Raw genomic sequence first — 22,369 nt, 5'->3', positions numbered from 1 at the left:
CACGGAGCTTTCACCGGCACTTCATGGCCGCGCACCCGTGTTCGGTAATGCGTGCCGCCGATACTGATCTCGTTCGTATCGGGGCTTTTCCGACGTGGAGTGCCATGTGTGATCTGGCGCCCACCGGGTCCGGTCGCGGATCCGCTCGTCAAGGCGCGGTACGATCGGCTGAGTCGTGCGATCGAAGCTCAGATCGAAGGCGGTGATGATCAGATCGCTCAATCCCGCCGGGCACGCAATAGGAACGACCCGCTTGGCCGGTATCAACCGCCGAATGATCAAATCGGGCATCGGCCCTCCCCCCGCTATAAGCCAACCGGCTCGAATCCTTTGTCGTACAACGAATTTCTGAACGGACGCCGAACCTTCACACTGCATCCAGAGCGAATTGACCCTGATATCGCTCGCAGCCATCGACCCTGCCAGCGTAGGTAGCCGACATCAGCGACACCCGAGTACCGCGATACTCGAATAAACGTCGGGTCAGTGGATGAACCCGCAGTACACCCGAACTCGGAATCCTCACCCCAGACTCAGCTGTCGCGTCGTCTCGGCGGAACCGAGGTCGGCGGGCCACCCACACCGTCACACGTGCGATGCGGGTGACCGGGTAGGCCGTCGACTACTTGCGTGGGCGTTCCAGCGCTTCCTCGACCGCGGCAAGTGCGTCGACAGGCGTGCGGTTGGCACCGTGCGCGTCCTTGCCGAGCTGGGGCCAGCCCTTGCCGTCCGGCCCACGCAACTGGATCCAGATGTCGCGGGTCTTTTCCAGCAGTTCCCGCTGTTCGGCCTCGTTCAATGCGGACACGAATTCCTCCTCTATTCCCACGCCGCACGCCGCGGCGAAATCCTGTGGCGACATGCCATTGGCGGCATTCATGTCGCAATCACCGAACGGTGGGCAGCCCTCGGGCAGGCCACCGCCGAAGCCCCGGCCGTCGGTGTATTGATGGGCGATCTGACCGGGCAAATTCGGGTTGCGGCCGTAACCCGCGCCGATCACCCGCAACCCGTCGGGACGGTCGGGCCACATGCCGTGGAAATCTCCGTGGTTGGCGTAACCGATCACCCGCCGCCGGTCCCCCAGCCAATCGGCGACATTCCAGTAGGCACAGTTGATTCCGTCGGACTGATCGCCACCGGGATTGCCACCGGATTCGACATCGATCATCGTGATCATCCGCGGATGCGGACCGCCAGCCTGCTCGATCATCTCCTGGTGGGTACACACCGTGTCGAGCCAGTTCGGCCGCCAGTAGAAGTACACGACGAAACACGCCAAACGACCCGAATCCACTGCCCGGCACGCCCATTCGTAGTTCGCCGCGAAGTTCGGATCACGGAACGTGCCGTCATTCGACCGGAAACTCAGAATCCCGTACGGGTACGAATCGTCCACCGGCGCCTGAAAATACGACACATCAGCGAAAAGACTGTCGACCATCTGATCTCCCTCGATTTCGTTACCGAAACTTCCCCCGGCCGTCGCGCCGCCCGATCACCCGCTCAGCGCCAGGAAACGTCGGCGCAACGCGGACGAGAGGCGGGACCCGGAGACTTCTCGCTGTAATAAGGAACCCCGGCGCCCGTTCGATGCGATGGACCAATGATGGAACCGATCAGCACCCCGCAGTAGTCATCGGTCGGATGAGCGGACCCGGCGTTCCATTTGCCGGACCACGCGCGATAAGACGCACGTACTCGGTTGGTTGCGTTATCCGCACGGGAGGACAGACAGTGACCGAAGCGACGATGGAAAGACAGCTGCTGGGGGCCGTGGCGTGCCTGCGGGAACATTCGCCCTGCGGGAGGTGCTCGCTCACGGCGACGACATGGGCTCGACCCAACTCGCCTCGGCCGCAGGACTACCCAAGGCAACCGCCTACGTCAAAGCCAACTTCCACGAAATCACCGCAGCACTCACCCAAGAACCCGCGAACGCCGACGCAATGCAGGATTCAACGGCAGTCGAAGTCAGTCGACAGGACGACGGCGAGGTATACCTCGTCACCAACCCCATTACCGCTATGCCGGGACGACGACAGATCACGGGGCACCGACCCGAACCACTTGACACAAAACGACTTACGCTGATTTGCGGAGGTTATCGGCTGAGGTGTATCGCCGTACGGACGAAATCGGCGACGGCTTTGGATCTGCTGTGTGGTGGCCAGGCGATGACGGTCGTGACGGCCGGTGCGTCCGGCACGGGCACGATGGCGTGATCGTCGCGCAGTTGGGCTCCGACCGACTCGGGCATGAGCGCGCAGGCCCGTCCGAGGGTGATCAGCTGGGTCAACTGAGTATGGTCGCGCACCTGCGGGCCGGGGCCGTCGGGATAGCTCCCATCCCGTCGAGGCCAGCGTGGCAGGGGCAGGTCCGTCAGGGCGTTGACCTCGGCCATCGACATGTGGGGTCGGTTGGCGAGGGGATGCCCCGCGGGCAGGACCAGGACCTGCTGTTCGGTGTGCAGGTCCTCGGTGTCGAATCCGGCCGTCATGTCGTATGGCCGGTGGAGCAGAGCAACGTCGGCGCGCCCGTTGCGTAGCAGGCTTTCCGGTTCGCCGGGCCCGCAGAGCATCACCTCGACTGCGACAGCGGAGGGATCGGCGGTGTAGGCGTCCAGCAGCTTCGACAACAGTTCTCTGGACGCTCCTGCCTTGGTGGCCAGCACCACACCGGGCCGGTCGGCGGCGGCGCGGCGGGTGCGGTACTCGGCGGCTTCGACCGCTTCGAGGGCGAGCCGGGCCTCCCGCAGCAGCACCGACCCGGCCTCGGTCAAAGTGATTGCGCGAGTGGTGCGGTGCAGCAGAACGACTCCGAGCCGCCGTTCGAGCTGCTGGATGGCTCGCGATAGTGGTGGTTGCGCGATCGCGAGCCGTTGTGCCGCCCGCCCGAAGTGCAACTCCTCGGCGACGGCGACGAAGTATCGCATCTCCCGCGTCTCCACCAGGTCATGGTATCCGGCGATTGACCACGACCAATACCCGTGCGGTATCGCCGCCCACCCGACCGGTCTTGGACGCCGCACCGCAACCGCAGCAGGATCGGCGGAGTGAGTGAACAGACGATCGCGCTGGTGACCGGCGCGAACAAGGGAATCGGATACGAGATCGCCGCTGGCCTGGGCGCGCTCGGCTGGCGAATCGGTGTGGGCGCGCGTGATCGGCAACGCCGCGACACCGCGGTGGAGAAGCTGCGCGCGGCCGGAATCGATGCGTTCGGTGTGCCGCTCGACGTGACCGACGACGCAAGTGTGGCCGCGGCGGCCGAATTGATCGCCGACCATGCCGGAGGGCTCGATGTTCTGGTCAACAATGCCGCGATCACCGGCGGTATGCCGCAGACACCGACCACAGTCGATCCCGCGACCGTGCGAATCGTCGTGGAAACCAACGTGATCGGGGTCATCCGGGTGACCGACGCGCTGCTGCCGATGCTGCGCGCCTCGGCCTCACCGCGAATCGTCAACATGTCCAGCAGCGTCGGCTCGCTCACCCTGCAAACCACGCCCGGTCTGCCCAGTACCGAGATCGGTTCTTTCGCCATCACCGCATACATGGCATCGAAGACGTTTCTCAACGCCGTCACGATCCAATACGTCAAAGAGTTGAGCGACACCAATATCTTGATCAACAGCGGTTGCCCAGGTTTCACCGCCACCGACCTCAACGGTTTTCGCGGCGTCCGTACACCGCAACAGGGTGCGGCCATCGCGATTCGCCTCGCAACCCTGCCCGACGACGGCCCGACCGGCGGATTCTTCGACGACGCCGGAACCGTGCCCTGGTGACGGGCACACCGGTGGCCTTCTGGAGACGCGGTCCCCGGCGCAGCCAGAAGGCCAGCGTCGCGGCCATCTCAGCAGCAAGTACAGCCTCTCACCAAGGACAGCGGAACTCGGGCGCCTGTCTCCCCTGCCAGTTGAGGATCGACTCGAACGAGGCCGCGTGCGAGAAGTCTCGGGCGAAAGCGACGACGAGTTCACGCGCGGTTCGAGGGACCAATGGCCGCCCTGCCACGAGGGGGGCCGAGTCGAGCGGCACGCGTCCGTCGATAACACCGTAGAGGACCATGAGAACGGAGTACCACTGCCGCCACTCATCCTGGAACCGGCGCAGGAACACCGGCTCTATTTCGCCGCCACCGGATGCGAACACCGACCTCAGCTCGCGCGTTGCCGTGCTCGCCTCGCCGCGTGCCAGCAGCACGTGCTGCAATGCGTACGACTCAGCCTCGAAGGTCGTCTGGATCGCGGTTCCGATCCCGAAACCAGCCGACGGTCGATGCTCCCTGCCATGCAGCGCTTCGTGGAAGAGCAGTGCGCCAAGCCGATCAGGCGGGTAATCCAGCACGCGCGGGTGCAGCACGACTCGACCGCCGAATTCGGGGAACTCGGCGTCTACGTCCGCCCGGTTCAATCGGTCGAGATCATGGCCAACTGCGATCCGGAGCTTTTGTTCGGTGTAGAAGGGAAAAACGACTCCGTCGCGCAGTTCGATCTCGCCCCGGGTAACAGTCTCGATGGCGACGCGGCAGCGCGACGCCTGCTCCAACGACAGCCCGAGTGGTCCGGTGACCGCGTCTTCGAACCGCCGGGCGGCGTCCATCCCCGAAGACCACGTCGAACCGGCCTGTTCGGGGTGATCGTCGGAGCTGTGGTCCGGTGTGACATCGACATTGACGAAACCCACAGGGTCGAAATCCGTTCGCCCGAGCGGAGAGCAGCGCACCCGCACCATGTCCGGGTACTCGCGTGGGCGCGGACACGGCACGTGGGTGTCATACGCGTGGAAGCGAACTCCCTTCCGCACAATCGCAACTATCGTGCGTACCGAAGAACCACTTACGGCCGTTCGCGCATCCTCGACATTCGCGAACCCGCCGCCGTCGGCCGACCGAATCTCTTCCTCAGCGAACAGCGTCCTCGTACCCTGTGACAGACCCGGGGCATCCCCGTCGACAGTCAGAAGACCTACGGCTACGGGGACCGCGGTCGGCGACCGACCGGCGTGTCGTTGACGCTGGACGGCAACCGGCCCCTTCGGCTGCGCCGCGCCGATTGCTCGGGCAGTCGCTCGGTTGCCGACCGTCCGTTGCAACTCGAGCCACCTCCGAGCCTGGGACGCGCCCCGATCGACCGGTAAGGATTCTGGTGACTGCCGGGTTCGGCGCTCCTGGTCGAGGTCCGAGTCCTCGGACTTCCTCTTCATGCAGACACTCCCTCAGCTGTCCACGGCCGCAAGCGCGCCCCCTCCGGCGGAGCGACTCTGCAAGCCCGTCGGCAAGTCGTCGACATCCCAAGTGCGAGAAGGTCATCGACACCTCGGATCGGTCCCGGCCCCGCCAGCACAACCGCCGAACCTTCAGCCGCACCCCACAAATACGGATGTACTCCAAAACATGGACTGTCATCGCTGCTCTGTCAACAGGCTCGTCGAGGATGATGACGGCGGTATGAAGGACGCGGTGGACGACGTCGGAGGGTGGCGTTTCAGCAGGAGCCAGGGAAACCTTTGGCGCTCAACGTTGTCCGTCAGCAACCAGACCGCCGACCGCCGCCATGACGATGATCACGGTGCCCGTCTGCGCGATCTCGCCGAGGCGGGGTGCCCAGAACTCCAGACCGGCCAGCCTCACCGTGCTGACGAGCAAGCCGATCCGCGCCGCCCCCCGTCCCGCTGTGCCGTGAACCAGCAGAGCCACGATCGGCCGCGGATGCCGAAGCCACTCCCCTACCCCGGCAGGTCACCACCTGCCCCATACGGGCCTGCCACTGACGACGACGACGCTGTCTACCACTGCGAACACCCTGCGCTTGGGGTGATGGACCGCTCTGACACCGCGGGCAGAATCACCCCGCCCGCGAACCCGGTAGGCGATTCATCTGGACCGTCGGGTCCTCGACCTCGCAGCGGACCAGCGGGATCGGCCGCCGCAGGTCCACCAGTGCCGCCACGGGCAGCTTGTACTCGCGACGAAGGAGATTGCCCACCTGCGCGGCAGCGACGCTCGCGGATGCGGTGCAGTCGCCGGGCCCCAACGCGACCAGCAGACCACCGCGGACGGTCGCGGTCAGCGGTCGAAGTAGCAGCGCGATACGCAGTTCCAAGTCCAGTTCGCCGACCGGATTGCCGTCGACGGTGATCTCGAGGTGCGGACTGTAGGTCTGGGTGACCTCGTGTTCGAAAAGTTCGACCTGTTCGGTGCCGCCCGAACGGGTGCGGACCGCCGTTCCGTGCAGTCGGTCGTAGCGACGCCAGCCCTCGACCATCAGACCGCCGAGATCGACTTGGAGCAGCCGGTCGAGCGCTGCGGTGACCTCGCGCAGCGCCGTCGATCGCAGGACGGCCGTGACGATCGGTGCTCGACGCAGCACGAACTGCTCCACATCGCGTTCGTGCAGACATCGGGCGAGATCGTCCATTCTCGCGGCGTGGGCGGCGGCCGGGAAGAGGACGGATTCGGCGGTGATCGGCGGAGCTGTCATTGTGGTATCTCCCTGATCTGCAGCAGTGGGTTCCCGCCGAACAATCGAACCCGCACAGTCGGCGTCGCACCGGTTCGGTGGACATGGATTGTCGGGGCCGCGCCCTCGACCACGCGCACCCGCAACTGTGGCTCGGCCGGGTGGTGCGCACGCTTGCTGAGCCGGTTCAGCACGAAGGTCGCCACGGCTATCGCGAGCATGAGCGCGCCCAGCGCGACAGCGTCGTCGACGCGGTCGGCCGGGTGGGATCCGGTCGGTGGGGTGGGCGGAGGTTGGACGAACTGTGAGTCGGACGGTGGTGCCCCGGCTCCGGAGCCGGATTCGCCCGCCGAGGATGTCGTCGTCGTGGTCGTGGTGGTGCCGGTCGGTGGGCGAGCGATCCGGATGGTCACCGTCCGGGTGAGCTGCTCCGAGCGGTCACAGGTGGCGGTGATCGAAAAGGAGCCGAATTCGGCATCCGGTGGCACGGTGATCGATTTCGCGAACGAACGTCGACTCGTCCCCACGGTGACCGATTTCGACCGCTGAGGTCTGATGATCACCTCGCCGCATGGCCAGTTGGAGCCACGTACGGTGACCTCCCCTCCGCGTTCGGCATTCGATGGATCGGCATCGAGGCTCGCTTCGGGCAACGGTGGTTCGGCCGTAGTCGTGGTTGTGGTCTTGGTCGTGGATGTTGTCGTGGTTGTTGGGGTCGTGGTTGTGGTTGTGGAGGTCGTGGGACCGGTACAGCAGGGTGGTTCGGTGGTCGGCGTGGTCGGCGTGGTCGGCCACGTCGGTTCGGCCGACTCCGCCGTCGCATTCGGCGCTTCCGTCGTCGGCGCCGCTCCCGCGATCGGCGTTGACACACCGAGGACTCCCGCCGCAGCTACCGCGAGCAGTGCCATTCGTGCGTCACAGTCCATCCCGATCCCCAGTACGGATTTCCGGAAGATTTCGTGCGCCCAGTCTGTTCCCGACCTTTGTGATTGCGCACGAGTAACTAGCTACCTGTGTCCCCATCCCGCACGAATCGATCCGCAACGACGGTCGGATTGTCCCACCTCAATGCCAGATCGGCCGCGGCGGTGATCGCATTATCCCACGCCGGGCTCAGGAGGGGCGCCAGCAGTTCTTCGTGCAGGGTCGATGACGTGACGGTCTCACACACGGGTGAGCGTGCGGCCGTATCGCCTTCACTCGCGACCCAACGGCGCGTGGCGCACGGTGCGGGTTTCCGGAAACGCACTCGCCGAGGTGACGATGATTCCCCAGGCGCGGTCTGGGCATATCCCCTCCCCCATATCGCGACGCCGATCATCGGTTGTTCGTTGGCCAACATCGCACCCTGTGCCATCAGCCCCCACCTGATCGAACCGGCGGCCCAACCGTAGCAAGGTCGGGACGGCTATCAGCGGATATTGATCGGCGCCGTTCGGCCAGCCTCAGTCGCCGACCCAGAAGTCCATTTCACGTAGCTTGACGTCCTTGATGGCTTGGAATTTCTCGCCACTCCACAACCACGGCTGCCAGAACTCGTTGTCTTTCAAGCCGTCCCAGCTCGTGGACGACACCTTGTTGATGCGGTTGAAGCGCCACCGGTACTGGTTGTAAACGGCCATGATGTTGGTCGCGTAGGCAGAGGCCAACCCCGGGGCGTCGCGGACGATCAGGAAGTTCTCGTCGTTGGTGCCGCTGGCCTTGGTGCCCAAGTTGTGCGACCCGGTCATCACCACGGGGCTGGCACCGAAGGGATCGATCAGCACCACCTTGCTGTGCACCATCGCCCTGGCCGTCGGCAGCTTCTTCAACTCTTCGACGAACCAGCTGGTCGGTTTGTCGATGGCGGCGGGCAGCACCACGTCGAAATCGGCGTTGACGACGTTGTCCTGGGCGAAGACTGGCACCTTGACGTTCTGCACGCTCGGGTCCTGGTTGATGGCGCCCTTGATGTAGAGACGTTGCGCTGTCCGCGCCTTGCGTGCGACATCGATGATGTGGTTGAGCAGCGTGTCACGCGGGCCGGGATTGAACATCAAGAACAGGATGGCTCGTTCGGCCTTGTCGATGGCTTCGCGGGCCTCGGCTAGGTCGACCTGGCCGATTGTCGGGGTAAACCACAGCGTGACCTCGGCCGGTGCGATCGTGCGCTTGCGGGGCTCGCTGTTGGACCTTTTGAGTGTGTCAGGGGTGACCGCCTCGGCGTCCTCGAGCCGGTCCCATTGCTTGCGGTACTCCCCGGCAAAGCGGGGGTCGTCGATGAGTACCGAATTGTTGGCCTGGGTGCACAGCCCGGTCTTGGTCCAGTTCTGGCTACCGGTCCATGTCCAGCGAGGCTGGTTGTTCTCATCGCAGATGACGAGGAACTTGTTGTGGCCCAGGGCCCGTGGGGACACCATGCGATCGTGCAGATCGACGATGTCCTTCAGCCGCTCCCGCGCCGCAGCGTTCTGGTCCTCCCCCTTCTTTTTCACGCTGCCGTTGGCGAGCACGATATGGGAGTTTTTACCGAGCTTCTCCAGCGCGGACTCGAGTTGTTCGTCGTCGAGCTCGTACAGTGCGGCGAAAACGCCGCGGCCGTCGTCGGCCGCCGCGGCGAGAAGCTCGAAAAGCCGAGCGCCCAGCGGGCCGGTCAAGTAGTTCCGGAAAGGGTCGTCGGGGGTATCGATGACCGTCTCCAGCTTCTTGGTCGCCGCGCTCTTCGTTCGAGGATCATCGTCGGTGAGGTGCAGCCGCCGTGAAACCCACTGTGCGGCAACGATTCCGCGGTTGAAGTACGCATCGATGTGCGGTGAGACCTGGTGATCGAGAGTGAATTCATCGGTCCACTCGCTGGCCAGGTCCTCAGCCGTCGAGAGGTGGTCCTTGTCAGGTCCGACCATCGGCACCACCTGGTACGCCACCCGGTCACCGGGATCGGCCATGTAGTCGGTCCACTGAAAGCGCTGAATCGGCCACTGCGTGGAGTCACGCCGCTCACCCTCTTTGTGCTTCTGACCGGCGAAACCGACCCACGTCTTGACGACTTCGTCGGCGCCGTTGCGTCGGCGTCGTAACGCGAAACCGCGGCAGTCATCGATCGGCCCGGGCGGTTTCCAGGAAATGAAAACGTCATCGCCGTTGTGGCACACGCTGACCTTCATCGAGGCCCTCCTATCTTCGGGCGGCCTGCGTTGGGCACCGATGCGAACCGCGTCGCCGCCGTGTCCTCACTCAACCGTCGCCGGCGCCGCCGCTCGGTGTCGCGAGTAACCCGACACTCGAATTTGCCGGGCGGGACACTCGAGCGACTTCCGCCGCGACGGCTGAGCAAGCGGACCAGCATTCGGCTGATCCACTACCGAATGCACCACGACCGCTTCCCGTGACAGATCCGGCCCCAGTGGATCCATGCCAGCGTCCCAGCCCTTGGCGATGCGTACTCCACATAGACGCGGCCCACCCCAGTGGGCGGCTCCCCCGGCGGATGCAGGACAGCACACATCTACCGGTGGATGCCGAAGTCGGCACCAGCCGGGAGCTCACCGCGGCACCGGCTTGCGGGAAGGGATGCTCCACGGCCCGACCGGCAAGCGCCCCGGGCATCTTCAGGTGCAGGTTGGCCCGTGATAGATGCGGTCCCATGGAGAACGCCGGTCATCAGCATCGCGATGCACGCCGGGTCGGGAATGAACGCGACGTTGGTGTCATGGCGGGCCCGGATGATGCCCAGCCGCACATTCTTAGCCATCGCCAATCCTCACTTGCGACCTCACATGTCAGCGGCCAGCGAATTGGCCGCTGACACTCACGACGGCCGAAGGACCGCCGTAGTCGAGTCCTGTGCAGCCCCAATTGCGCGTAGTCGCCAGGCTATCGTCAACATCGCTAGCCAGGAGGCAGTCGATGGCGTCCGAATCGCCCTTTCGAGTCGGCCACTGGCGGGTCGCACTGTTGCCGTGGATCACTCTGGCACGTCCAGCAAAGGGCAGGGGGCTCGGTACTCGATGGTCGGCGACACCCACTCGTCCCATTCGGCTCGGGTCATATTGTTGGTGAGTTTGCCGCACAGTTCGTCGCGCCATTTGCTGGGGCCCGGCCACAAAATCCAGCCGTCCGGTCCTTGGGAAACGATGTGGCTGCCGTCGGCGGTGAAAGCCAGACCGAGCACGCCACGTGTGTGGCCGATCATCGGATTGCCCGCCGGTCGGCCGGTCTGGACTTCCCACAGCTGTAGTTCCGACGTACGTGCGTTCGCGGAAACGACGTAGGTGCCGTCGGGGCTGAACGCGACGCCACTGACAGATCTATGGCTTGCGGTGTCATCGATCCATGGTTCGCCGACGAGCTTTCCGGTGGCGGCATCGTGCAAGCGCAGCCCTTTATTTGTGCCGACCAGAATACGTTCGCCGTCCGGGCTGATCGCGGCGGCCGAGATCGGCACTTCGTCGTCGCGTTCCACGAGGTCCAACATACGGCCGCCCCGACCGGTCACGGGTGGACCGGCAGGCGCGCCGGTGTCGGTGTCCCATACCCGGACCGCGGAGGGCGTCATGTCGGGTGCGTCGAAGACATTGCCCGTCTCCAACACCGCGTCGTAGTCATCGGAGGCACTATGGGTCGGCGCCACGGTGATCAGCCGGTGTCCGTCGGCACTGAATCCCACGCTGTCCACGAAGTCTTCATCGCCGCGCAGCACCGTGCCCCGGGGCGGATTCGCTGCGATATTCCACAGCCACGGGGAGTCGAGGCCGCGGGAAGCGAGGCGACGCCCGTCCGGGCTGAAGGACAGACCTGCGATGGTCTTGGCCGGGCCGGTCAGAGCCGGGCCGTGGGGCTCACCTGTCTGCGCATCCCAGATCCGGACCGCATTGTCGATACCGCCTGCGGATGCGATGGCCTGCCCATCCGGCCGCCATGCCAGGGCGGAGACCGGTCCGAGGTGGCCTGTCGAAATCGTGCGGATGAGCTCACCGGTGTCGGTCCGCCACAGTGCGATGTCGGATTCATTATCTGCGTTGCGTGTCGCGACGGTGCGCCCGTCGGGACTGGCTGCCGCAGGCAGGAACCCAGTGAACGCGAGGCCTGGCAGTCGTGTTCCGATCGGTTGATCGGATTCGGCTGCCCACACGTGGATTGTGTTGCCGCCGCTACTGATGATCCGGGTGCCGTCGGAGCTGTAGGCGACGACGGTGACCGGATGGGTATGACCGCTCAAGGGTGGCCCGGCCGCCGCGCCGGTGTCGGCGTCGCGCACGTGGATTTCGGTATCGTCGGCTCCGACCGCAAGGTGTCGGCCGTCGGGGCTGAACGCGACGGTGAGGGCTGCGTAACCGGATTCGGTCAGCCCGTCAACAACCGGGCGGCCCGTGTGGGCGTCGGTGACGCGCAGTTGCGAGGCGATGAACGAGTTTCGGCTCCCCGCACTGGACTCCATCGAACCCGCCCGGTCCGGCTCGACCAAATAACTCACCGAGGCAATACGCTGCCCGTCGCGGCTGAACGCCATATCCGTGACGGATCCCACGTGGGCGGGCAGAGGTGGGTCGGCCGGTCGGTGAGTGCGGACATCCCATAGCCGTACCGTGCCGTCACGTCCGGCGGAGGCCAGCCGGGCGCCGTCCGGGCTGAATGCGACTACGGACACCACGTCGAGATGTCCGTGGATCGGTTCCCCTTTTTGTTTTCCGGTCGTCACATCCCACAACAGGACCGTGCCGTCCCTGCTCGCCGTGGCAAGCGTGGAACCGTCGGGGCTGAACGCGAAGAAGGTCACGAAGCCGTCATGCCCGGTCAGCACATGCACGGTCGACTCAGTTCGCGCGTCCCAGATCCGTACGGTCTTATCGTTCATTCCGGTGGAGGCGATCCAGCGCCCATCGCTGCTGCAAGCGACGGCGCCAACATTTCCGGTATTTCCGGCCAGCGGCTTCCCCATAGGGTCGCCGGAGTCGAGGTCCCACCGGCGGATCAGGTGGTCCCCGGCCGAGACGACGTGGTCGACGTGGTGGCCGTCGGCACAGACCGCCATGTGGTGCACGTCCGATGACGTCTCGATGAGCTTCACTACTCGTCGTTTGTCGATCAGAGTGTTGAGCAGGGCAGCCGGATCCGAACCCGGCATCAGCGCCTCGGCGGCGAGCATCTGCTGGATCGCGCGCCGATCACCGCCCAATCGTGCACCACCGAGCATCGCCCGCGCCTGTTCTACGAGCTTTGCCGCGACCGCCTGCTGGGCTTGCTGCTGGGCCCCCCGCTCCGCAGATCGGGCGCGCTGCAGGTTGGTGACGGCATAGACCGCCACGACGACAATCACTAGAAGCAGCGCCGCTAGCATTTGCGAGCGCCGCCGCAGCGAGCGCGCGTGAGCTTCGGCCGCGGCCTTCTCGTTCTCCAGTTTTTCATTGACTCGCCGCCGCGACGCGAGCACGAACTCACCAGCCGGGTTGAGGCGTGCCCCGAATCCCCGTCGCGCACTCAATGTTTCGGCCCCGGCCAGCCGTGCACCGTCGATCAGCCAGTCGTCGTGGCGGCCGCTTCGCTCCCACCCGATGACAGCTCGCTCGAGCGCGTCGGCATCGCGCAGATCCGCCCCTTCGGCCCGTAACCACTGCGCCAGCTCGTCCCACTGATGCAGCAGACTCTCCAAAGCCACCTCGACGACGATCTGGCCGTCGCGCTCTCCCTTGACCAGCAGCCGCCGAGCGACGAAAGCGTTCAACAACGCGTGGCTGTGCTCAGGCAGGTCAGCCCAGCGCGCGATACGGCGCATCGGTTGATCGGTATCCGAATTCATCGTTGCCAGCCAGGGGATGAAGGCGTCATGCAATCGATCAAGCTGTTCGGAGCGCTCTGCCGGATCTGCCGACAGCAGGTTGTCGATTTCGTTCTGCACCACTCGGCGCATGCCGCCCATCGTCTTATAGCGGTCGACACCGATGGCATGCTCGCTACCGGCAAAGTCTTCATATAGCCGCGACAGGGTCAACGCCAATAGCGGCAACGTGTCGGCACCGCCGGACGCGTCCTGGGCGAGTCGGTCCACGAGCTCCGGAGCAAGGTCGAACCTGGATCCCGACTCCGAGGCCCGTCGGGCGGGCCCGCAAATGACCTCGCTGAACTGAGCCTGCGGCATCGCCCGCAACCGGTCGAACAGGCGACTCTGCACAGCCGACAACTGCGGCGCGGTCTGCAGCGGCTCATACCGATCCGAGCGAATCGTTGCGACCACGATCATGTCGAGCCCGGTCGAATCGACGTCGCTCAACAGCCTGCCGAGCAGCTTCAGAAACGCGGGCCCTTCTTCCCCCGCGTCGACACCGAACAACTCCTCGGCCTGGTCGACCGGCAAAACCAGTGTCGGCTGCGTCGCGGACACGGGCGCATCTAGACACCGGTTGCGCGCGGCCATAGCCGACTCGGTCAGCCAGGCCCGCACAGTGCCGTCGTCGGAGATCGCGTTCTTGATCTCCCCCAGGCTCGGCTCGATCAAACCGACCTCCTTGCGGAGGTCATGGATCGAACGAGCCAGACCGGTCTCACCAGTAAGTGTGTGACGTTGCGGGCGCACCACAGTCATCGTCAAAAACCGTCGGTCGTCGCGGCGCAGCCGGGGCACCAGGCCGGCACGCAGAAACGACGACTTCCCGACCCCCGACGGCCCGAGGATAACGAACATTCGCTCCCGGCCCGCGACATGCATCTCGCGAAGTTCGTCCAGCGCCCACACGATCTGCGCGTCCCGTCCGAAATAGACTGCGGCATCGACTGATTCGAGCGGCAGCCAACCCCGATACGGCGAGCGATCCGGGTCTCGGGCCGGCGGCCACGCGAAACTGTCGGCGCCGATCCCCACCACCCGCAACCCCGCCAGAAGCCGATGCAACCCGTCGACCTGCAGCCGCACCGGGCGCTCGTCATCGTCGACGACGACCTCTATGGCAGGGCCGTCCCCGAAAAGGTCGCAGCTCTGCCACGCGCGGGTCACGTCCTTTTCGGCAAATGGTTCGATCCGTGCACAAAAGATCGGTTTATGCATGCCCTCGGCCTGACGGTACTCGGCACGGCACTCCGCAGAGGTCGCCCAACTGCTCGACAGCAGGCAAATCACCGCCTCGCAGCGCGCGTTCACCTGCCAAAGCGCTTCCGTCCAACGCATCCCGGTACGGATACCGGTCTCGGGATCCAGATCGAGGTAGATCTCGCCATCCAACCCCGGCTCAGCCTGCTCGAGCCAGCGCTTCAATGCGATCGCGTGACGATTGTCCCGGCTCGAGTGACTCAGGAAGACGCGCGACATCTGGTCACACAGCTCACGAACAGCGCAACGTTCAGCCGCGATGAGCCCACGAGCCACATCGTCAACCCTGCGGTTGCGTCTGACTTCCGACGCACCATCGGTAGGACCATGATGCCTCCCTCCCTGCGAAACGAAGGAACTCGGTGCGGTAGTAACTCCCATTTCAGCCGCCACACCGACTCAGTGAACGCGTAGTCGCATACTCGTCTTCCGAAACCCGTCATCAGGGCTGGCAGCCCCAACGCTGAATATGGCTTCGAGTTCAGGGAGTGACCCGATGCCACATTCGGTACGTCTGCGGATAGCCATGCAGCAGCAACAGCGGCAGGCCGTCGCCACCGATGCGCACACCGACCTGGATCCGCCGCTGGTCGAAGTGGTCCATCGTCACAGCGGTAGCGGGTCGATGGGTACCGAAATCTGCGACCGGCCCTCGATGATCTCGCCGGCACGCAGCAACGCTTCCTCTTGGAAGGCTCGCCCGATGAGCTGGACACCCAATGGCGCTCCGCCCGTGGACTGCACGGGCAGTCCCAAGCCGGGCAAACCGAGAACCGGGACTGCGGTGTTCGGCCACTGGTTGCTGATCAGTTCTCGGACACGGGAAGCCGACTCGAGCTCTTCCGCGAGCGGGAAGGCCGGCTCGCCCGAGGCGGGAACCAGAAGGATCGGATAGCGGTCCATGAACTCGGACACCTGTCGGCGCACCAGCGACCGCCGGTTCTGGGCCTCGACGAAACCAGCGAATGTGACCTCCCCGAAGACTTCTCCATACACGCTGTACATCAGGTCGTACCAGGTACGGATTCCCGCATCACCGACCCGGTGGACCTCCGCGACCAGTCCGGCTACCTGGAACTCCGTCAACGCGATCTTCCACCACAGCGTGGCGGCTTCACCCAACCCGGGAAGCTCCACTTCGTATCCGGCCTCGGCGAGCCAGGCGCCAGCGGTTCGCACGACTTCACTGGTCTCCGGTCGTCCAGTTCGGGCAAGCGGATGGTCACCGGGATCGACGATCAGCCCCACCCGGGTCGGCCCGCCCGCGGGTGGCAGCAGATGGCCGACGGGCACCACCATCGGATCGCGTGGATCTACGCCTTCCATAGCCTGCAGGCCGAGGCGGACATCACCGATCGTGCGCCCCAGCGGACCTTCCACACCGAACTGCTGGAGGCTCAGCGGTACACCTCGCCCCGGTGCGGCCTGCCACAGCGGGACACGACCGACGGTGGGCCGCAGGCCGACCACACCGCACACGGCCGACGGGTAGCGGATCGACCCGGCGATGTCGTTGCCCTGCGCGACACTCACGACACCCGTCGCCAGCGCGACCGCCGCTCCGCCACTCGAGCCTCCCGGGGTCACCGTCGGGTCCACGGATTGCGCGTGATACCGAACGGCTCACTGCCCGTGGACCACATAGTCGAGAACGGCGGACAGTTGGTACGCCCGATCGGAATCACGCCTGCCGCAAGGTAGTTCGTAACGACTGGCGCTGTCTCGGCTGCGGGATAGCGCCGGTACTCTTCGACACCGTCCGGCGTCGGCAGCCCAGCGATATCAGTGTTGAGCTTGATCGCGGTCGGCACACCATGCAGTGGGCCGACCTTGTCCCCTCGCGCGATCGCGGCGTCGGCGTCCTTGGCTCGATCGACTGCGTCGTTCCACTGCTCGCCAGAGGCGTTCGAAACACCGTTGGTTGCCTCGAGCCTGGCAATTGCCGCGTTCACCACCTCGAGAGCCGAGACCTCGCCGGTTCTGATCGCACGAGCAGTTCGCTCTGCGGACCAGCGCAACAGCTCATCGCTCATTGTCGTTCCCCATCGTTCGGAGGGCAGGGAATCAGCCTGCGGGCACAGGGGCCTCATCACCGACGAGGTCCAAAGCGATGTCGACGATCATGTCCTCCTGCCCGCCGACCAAGCGGCGGCGGCCGACCTCGAGCAGCAGGGTGCGGGCATCGACGCCGTAGCGTTCGGCCGCGATTTCGGCGTGACGCAGAAAGGAGGAGTAGACACCGGCATAGCCGAGGGTGAGGGTTTCGCGATCGACCTGGACCGGGCGGTCACGTAGCGGGCGTACCAGGTCGTCGGCCGCGTCCTGGAGTGCGAACAGGTCGCAACTGTGCTTCCAGCCGTTAAGGTTGGCGACGGCAATGAATGGTTCGATCGGGCAGTTACCGGCACCGGCGCCCTGCCCTGCGAGCGAGGCGTCGACGCGGGTGACGCCCTCCTCCACCGCGACGACACTGTTGGCGACCGACAGCGACAGGTTTTCGTGCGCGTGAATGCCGATCTCGGTACCGGGATCGAGCACATCGCGATACGCGCGGATACGTTCCCGGACTCCGTCCATGGTCAGGCGTCCGCCGGAATCGGTGACGTAAACACAGTGCGCGCCATAGGATTCCATGAGTTTGGCTTGTGCGGCCAGTTCCGGTGCGTCGGCCATGTGGCTCATCATCAGGAATCCGGAGACGTCCATGCCGAGTTCGCGGGCTTTGGCGATGTGCTGGGCGGAGATGTCGGCCTCGGTGCAGTGGGTGGCGATGCGGACCGAGTGGACGCCCAGATCGTGGGCACGTTCGAGTTCGGCGATGGTGCCGATGCCGGGTAGAAGTAGTGTGGTCAGCACGGCGCTGTGGATATTCATCGCCGCGGCCTCGAGCCATTCCCAGTCGGTGTGGCTACCGGGACCGTAGTTCACCGAGCCACCGGCCAAGCCGTCGCCGTGTGCGACCTCGATGGCATCGACACCGGCCGCGTCGAGCGCTGCGACGATGCGGCCGACCTCGACCGGGTCGATGCGATGGCGGATGGCGTGCATTCCGTCGCGGAGGGTGACGTCTTGGATGTAAAGCTGGCGGGTCATCGCAGCGCCTCCGAAACAGTCTGGGTGGCAAGGGTTTTGCGCTGAGCGATCGATTCCGCGACGCGCATCGCGGCCGAGGTCATGATGTCGAGATTTCCGGCATAGGCGGGCAGGTAGTGGGCAGCGCCTTCGACTTCGAGGAACACCGACACACGGGTGATCACCGGCCCCGCACCGTCCGGTACGAGGGTGTGTATCGGCTCATCGGAGTCGATCGGTGTGAATTGGACCTGCTGCTTGAGCCGGTAGCCGGGGACGTACTGCGCGACCCGCTCGGCCATTTCCGCGACCGAAGCGCGGATGGCGGCGTGGTCGGCGTCACCGATGAGGCAGAAAACGGTGTCGCGCATGATCAGCGGCGGATCAGCGGGGTTGAGGATGATGATCGCCTTGCCACGCGCGGCGCGACCGACCGATTCGATGGCGTGCGAGGTGGTTTCGGTGAACTCATCGATATTCGCACGCGTGCCGGGCCCCGCCGACTTCGAGGCGATCGAGGCCACGATCTCCGCGTAGTACACCGGCGTCACCGCGGAGACAGCGGCGACCATCGGAATGGTCGCCTGCCCACCGCAGGTCACCATGTTCAGGTTGTCCACGCCCGCATCCAGGTGCTCGTCCAGGTTGACCGGCGGCACCACGAACGGCCCGATGGCAGCCGGGGTCAGGTCGATCAGCGTCTTGCCGTAGGGCGCGAGCTTTTTCGCGTTCGCGATATGCGCCTTGGCCGAGGTGGCGTCGAAAACGATGTCGATGTCGTCGAAGTTCGGCAGCGCGATCAGTCCGTCGACGCCCTCGTGGGTGGTGGGCACCTTCAACCGCTTGGCGCGCGCGAGTCCGTCGGAGTCCGGGTCGATGCCGACCATCGCGCCCACTTCCAGGGTGCCGGACAGGCGCAGTACCTTGATCAGCAGGTCGGTGCCGATATTGCCGGACCCGATGATGGCGACCTTGGTCTTGCTGGAGCTCATCACCCCTCCTTCGGGGAGAATGTGGCCGAAACCGAACCGAGCGGCCCGATCTCGGCGCGGATGCGGGTGCCCGGCGGTGTCGGGACCATCGGCCCGAGCGCACCGGACAAGATGATCTGTCCCGCGCGCAGCGGTTCCCCGTAGTCGCGGGCGGTGCGGGCCAGCCATGCCACGGCGTTGAGGGGATCGCCGAGGCACGCGGCGCCGGTACCTTCCGAGACCAGCTCGTCGTCGGCGTACATGCGCATCACGACCTCGCGTGGACAGAAGTCGTCGAGGGTGAGCCGCTGGTCGGCTAGGACGAACAGTCCGCTGGAGGCGTTGTCGGCGACCGTGTCGGTGATGGTGATGTCCCAGTTTGCGATTCGGGAGTCGACGATTTCGAGTGCGGCGACGGCGTAGTCGATCGCTGCCCGGATTTGGTCGTCGTCGAGGTCACCGTCGGCGAGGTCGTCCTTCAAGATGAAGGCGACCTCGGCCTCCGCCTTGGGCTGCAGCAGCCGCCGAGACGGAACCTGGGCTGCGCCGGAGCAGTCCATATCGGCGAACAACACCCCGAAGTCGGGCTGGTCCACCCCGAGCTGCTGTTGCACAGCGGGTGAGGTGAGGCCGATCTTGCGGCCGACGATCACCGCACCGACCGCGAGACGGCGTCGGGTGAGCTCTTCCTGTACAGCGTAGGCGCGCGCGACGTCACCGACGCCGAGCAGGTCGCGAACCGGTCCGATCGGCTGCTGGGTGCGGAACGCGCCGGTGATGAGGTCGGCGGCCTGCGTGACGATGTTCGCGTCGATTTCGGTTGTGCTCATGGTGGTTTCACGTCCTCGAGAGTCTTTGTGGACGAAGGTGGTTCGTGAGATGTTCGCCGACCAACATGTTGAACGGCCCGGGTTTCTCCACGTTCGCCAGATGCCCGCATTCGGCAATCGACCGGAACGTCGAGCCTGGAATGGCCAGTGCCATCTCCCGCGCCAGTGACGGCGGTGTGACCTGGTCCTGTTCGCCGGCGAGGATGAGTGTCGGCGCGGTGATGTTGAGTAGCAATGACTCGGCATCGTGAGTGGCCAGGGCGTCACAGCAGGCGGCATACCCGTCCGGGCTCATCGTCGACAACATCAGCAGCGACGTGGCGTAGGTGTCGGGTTCCCGCTCGGCGAACCCGGGTGCGAAGCGACGCGCCGCGGTGAGTCGCACGATCTCCGACAACCCATGCGTCCGAACGACCCGGGAGCGGGCCTGCCAGAAATCGGAGTCGTATCTCGGTGCCGCACAGGCGATCACGACCGAGGTGACCCGATCGGCGTAGGTCGTGGCGAGCACCTGCGTGACCGCACCACCGAAACTCAGGCCGACCACAGCGAATTCGTCCACACCGAGGGCATCCAGCAGCCGCACCACCGCGGCGGCAAACCCCGACACTGTGCACTCTTGCTCGGGGACCGGGGTGCCGCCGTGGCCCGGCAGATCGACGGCGATGGTCCGGTAAGCAGGGGCGAAGGCCCACAACTGCGGATCCCACATCGACAGCGTCGTGCCGAGTGAACCGATGAACACCACCACTGGAGCGCCGACCAGGCTGTTGTCGGTATAGTACGGATACCTCATCGGCGTCGCGCTGTCGTGACAGAGAATCCGGCGATCCAGGCCGGAATCGCTTCGTAGTACCGGTAATTCATCTCGTAGCCGCCACCCGCGGCCAGCGAAGCATATGCGGCGATCCAGGTCCGCACCTCGTGGGCTGAGCCACCACCTTCCCGGGTCATGTCTTCGGCGGTCCACGAATCGAATTGTGCGAGTTCACCCTTCGCGAGGAGATCGAGCAGGCTGTTGTCCCAGCTGGGATTGATCGGAACCATCGTGCTCGATCCAGCGACGTAGTCTCGTCCGGCCTGCACGACCCGCGCCTCCCCTCTGGCGCGCTGCTCAGGTGTGGGTGGATGTCCTTCGATCAGCGCTTCGGCTACCCGGGGTGGTGCGCCCTGCAGCACCGGGACCGGCGGGTCATGCGACAGACCACCCGAGGCCAAATACAGCACCCGGCGGCCCAATTCGCCGACGGCTTGTCCGACCGCGGTACCCAGCGCCCGGATCCGACTCACCGGCCCGAGCGGGGTGGCGACACCATTGACGAACACCGGAACCACCGGTACCCGATCGATACCACCGAAGAGCACCTCGAGCGGCTGCGCGAAGCCGTGGTCGACCAGCATTCGCGAGGAGATGGTGAGATCGACACCGCGGTCGAGCACACCCCGTGCGAGCAGCGTCGCAGCACCCGAGTCGACTGACAGCTGCCCCGCGGTGGTGCCGAAGTCACCTACCGCATGTGCCTCGGTGGCCAGGCAGAACGGCGGCATTTCCTTATAGAAGAAGCCGTTGTAGTGATCCGGCGCGTACAGCACCACCAGTTCGGGGTCGAAATCACGGATGAATTCTCGTGCGGTCTCGACTGCCTGATCGACACGCGCCAGCACATCCGGTTCGGGATCGTTCTTGCCGATCAAGGGTGAATGGGACAGACCAACGGCTGCTGCGGTCACGAGCGTTCCTCAGTGTTCGGTGGATTGATGACGAGTTTGCCGGTGAGCGCACCGTCGATCATGAGCTGGAATGCTTTGTGAATATCGTTGAGCGGCAAAACTCTATCGATGACCGGACGCACGCCGGTTGCTTCCATCATGCGTAGCATCGCGACGAGTTCGGCGCGGGTGCATCCGGTAGAGCCCAGGATGCGTTGCTGCATATAGAAGACCCGCCCGAGATCGGCTGGCGGATTCATTCCGCTGGTGGCACCGGCCACGACGACGGTGCCGCCCGGGCGCAGCGATTTCAGCGAATGCGACCAGGTGGCTTCGCCTACGGTTTCGATCACGACATCGACGCGTTCGGGCAGCCGAGCACCGGTGGGCAGTGCGGCGCGAGCACCCCAGGTGAGCGCTTGGGCGCGCTTGTCCTCGCTACGACTGGTCGCGTATACGACCGCACCGGCCGCTGCCGCGAGGGTGATCGCGGCCGATGCGACGCCACCGCCCGCACCCTGCACGAGCACCCGGTCACCGGCGCGTACTCCGGCTTGGGTGAACAACATTCGGTAGGCGGTGGTCCAGGCGACCGGCAGGCAGGCAGCCTCGTCGAAGGACAGCCAGCCCGGTTTGGGCACCAGATTTCGGGTCGGGACGCACAGATATTCCGCGAAGGTGCCGTCGTATTTTTCCGACATCAACGCACGGTTCGGATCCAGGGTTTCGTCGCCACCACCGGCATCGGGATCGGCGATCACTGGGTGCACGATCACAGCGTTTCCATGTTCGTCGTAGCCTGCGGCGTCGCAGCCGAGCACGATCGGCAGCTGTTCGGCCGGATGTCCGACGCCACGCAAGGTCCACAAGTCGTGCATATTCAGCGATGAGGCCACCACCCGTACCCGCGACCATCCGGGGCGTGGCTGTGGGAGGGGAATATCGTGCAGCACCAGACCCGATAGTGGGTCGGCGGCGCTCTGTGAGACGGCCTGTGCAGCAAGCATGTCCTCACAGTCGCGTGGGTCCGCGACCTGCCACCAGCCCGCGTGCCGTTGTACGGCACGTTCGGTGGATACCACTGCCGGTGGACCGGTTCCCTGGTGGCATGACCTCCATCGAATCCGCCACCGGCCGTGAAGCCGCGTGCTCCACTCCGTGTGGTGCGCTGCGGCGTCCGGCCGAGCTGGCTCGCAATATCGATGTCTCGGGGCTGGTCGACAGCGACGGCGGCCTGCTGGACCGGGCCATCTTCACC

Annotated in this window: 16 protein-coding genes and 1 pseudogene; 1 reads left to right on the top strand and 16 read right to left on the bottom strand. The window is 65.2% G+C overall.

Annotation, left to right across the window (positions count from 1 at the left end; genetic code table 11):
* Positions 1–622: 622 nt before the first annotated feature.
* A complete protein-coding gene (locus NP3_RS24225; protein ID WP_063043895.1) occupies positions 623–1,444 on the bottom strand; it encodes a hypothetical protein in 822 nt (273 codons plus the stop codon).
* Positions 1,445–2,104: 660 nt separating this feature from the next.
* Positions 2,105–2,950: a LysR family transcriptional regulator gene (locus tag NP3_RS24220; RefSeq protein ID WP_063043894.1), complete on the bottom strand. Its 846-nt coding sequence runs from the start codon at positions 2,948–2,950 to the stop codon at positions 2,105–2,107.
* A 105-nt stretch (positions 2,951–3,055) separates the two neighbouring features.
* Between NP3_RS24220 and NP3_RS24215 the strand changes: the two genes are divergently transcribed.
* The gene (locus NP3_RS24215) at positions 3,056–3,793 is read left to right on the top strand and encodes an SDR family oxidoreductase (RefSeq protein ID WP_063043893.1); all 738 of its coding nucleotides are present in this window, start codon (positions 3,056–3,058) and stop codon (positions 3,791–3,793) included.
* A gap of 88 nt (positions 3,794–3,881) precedes the next feature.
* Here the strand turns inward: NP3_RS24215 and NP3_RS24210 are convergent, their stop codons facing one another.
* The 14 genes and pseudogenes from NP3_RS24210 to NP3_RS24135 form a co-directional block, all read right to left on the bottom strand.
* Positions 3,882–4,610 (bottom strand): hypothetical protein, encoded by a 729-nt coding sequence (locus NP3_RS24210; RefSeq protein WP_157124515.1) that lies wholly within the window; start codon positions 4,608–4,610, stop codon positions 3,882–3,884.
* Between the two features lie 913 nt (positions 4,611–5,523).
* Positions 5,524–5,706 carry a hypothetical protein gene (locus tag NP3_RS24205; protein ID WP_063043891.1) on the bottom strand — a complete coding sequence of 61 codons (183 nt, stop codon included), beginning with the start codon at positions 5,704–5,706 and terminating at the stop codon, positions 5,524–5,526.
* A gap of 148 nt (positions 5,707–5,854) precedes the next feature.
* A complete protein-coding gene (locus NP3_RS24200) occupies positions 5,855–6,490 on the bottom strand; it encodes a hypothetical protein (RefSeq protein ID WP_063043890.1) in 636 nt (211 codons plus the stop codon).
* Positions 6,487–7,338, bottom strand: a complete 852-nt coding sequence (locus tag NP3_RS49725; protein ID WP_176582818.1) for a hypothetical protein — start codon at positions 7,336–7,338, stop codon at positions 6,487–6,489. Before NP3_RS49725 ends, NP3_RS24200 begins: the two co-directional genes overlap by 4 nt.
* A gap of 576 nt (positions 7,339–7,914) precedes the next feature.
* Complete coding sequence (locus NP3_RS24190) at positions 7,915–9,612, bottom strand: phospholipase D-like domain-containing protein (RefSeq protein ID WP_063043888.1); 1,698 nt, start codon at positions 9,610–9,612, stop codon at positions 7,915–7,917.
* A gap of 800 nt (positions 9,613–10,412) precedes the next feature.
* On the bottom strand, positions 10,413–14,804 hold the full coding sequence (locus NP3_RS24175; RefSeq protein ID WP_169814569.1) for an nSTAND1 domain-containing NTPase: 4,392 nt from the start codon (positions 14,802–14,804) through the stop codon (positions 10,413–10,415).
* Between the two features lie 205 nt (positions 14,805–15,009).
* Entirely contained in the window at positions 15,010–15,132 is a 123-nt protein-coding gene (locus NP3_RS51180) for a hypothetical protein (protein WP_281197490.1), read from the bottom strand.
* A 2-nt stretch (positions 15,133–15,134) separates the two neighbouring features.
* A pseudogene (locus tag NP3_RS24170) lies at positions 15,135–16,561 on the bottom strand (amidase).
* A 31-nt stretch (positions 16,562–16,592) separates the two neighbouring features.
* Complete coding sequence (gene dmpG / locus NP3_RS24160; protein ID WP_063043882.1) at positions 16,593–17,621, bottom strand: 4-hydroxy-2-oxovalerate aldolase; 1,029 nt, start codon at positions 17,619–17,621, stop codon at positions 16,593–16,595.
* The gene (locus NP3_RS24155; RefSeq protein WP_063043881.1) at positions 17,618–18,592 is read right to left on the bottom strand and encodes an acetaldehyde dehydrogenase (acetylating); all 975 of its coding nucleotides are present in this window, start codon (positions 18,590–18,592) and stop codon (positions 17,618–17,620) included. Before NP3_RS24155 ends, dmpG begins: the two co-directional genes overlap by 4 nt.
* Positions 18,592–19,401, bottom strand: a complete 810-nt coding sequence (locus NP3_RS24150; RefSeq protein ID WP_063043880.1) for a 2-keto-4-pentenoate hydratase — start codon at positions 19,399–19,401, stop codon at positions 18,592–18,594. Before NP3_RS24150 ends, NP3_RS24155 begins: the two co-directional genes overlap by 1 nt.
* A 7-nt stretch (positions 19,402–19,408) precedes the next feature.
* A complete protein-coding gene (locus NP3_RS24145) occupies positions 19,409–20,197 on the bottom strand; it encodes an alpha/beta fold hydrolase (protein WP_063043879.1) in 789 nt (262 codons plus the stop codon).
* Positions 20,194–21,132: a 3-carboxyethylcatechol 2,3-dioxygenase gene (locus NP3_RS24140; RefSeq protein WP_063043878.1), complete on the bottom strand. Its 939-nt coding sequence runs from the start codon at positions 21,130–21,132 to the stop codon at positions 20,194–20,196. Before NP3_RS24140 ends, NP3_RS24145 begins: the two co-directional genes overlap by 4 nt.
* Complete coding sequence (locus tag NP3_RS24135; protein ID WP_063043902.1) at positions 21,129–22,118, bottom strand: zinc-binding dehydrogenase; 990 nt, start codon at positions 22,116–22,118, stop codon at positions 21,129–21,131. Before NP3_RS24135 ends, NP3_RS24140 begins: the two co-directional genes overlap by 4 nt.
* Between the last annotated feature and the right edge of the window lie 251 nt (positions 22,119–22,369).

The organism is Nocardia pseudovaccinii NBRC 100343, assembly GCF_001613225.1.
Lineage (GTDB): Bacteria > Actinomycetota > Actinomycetes > Mycobacteriales > Mycobacteriaceae > Nocardia > Nocardia pseudovaccinii.
The sequence above is the reverse complement of the archived record's forward strand: the minus strand, read 5'-3'. Positions and strand labels throughout refer to the sequence as shown.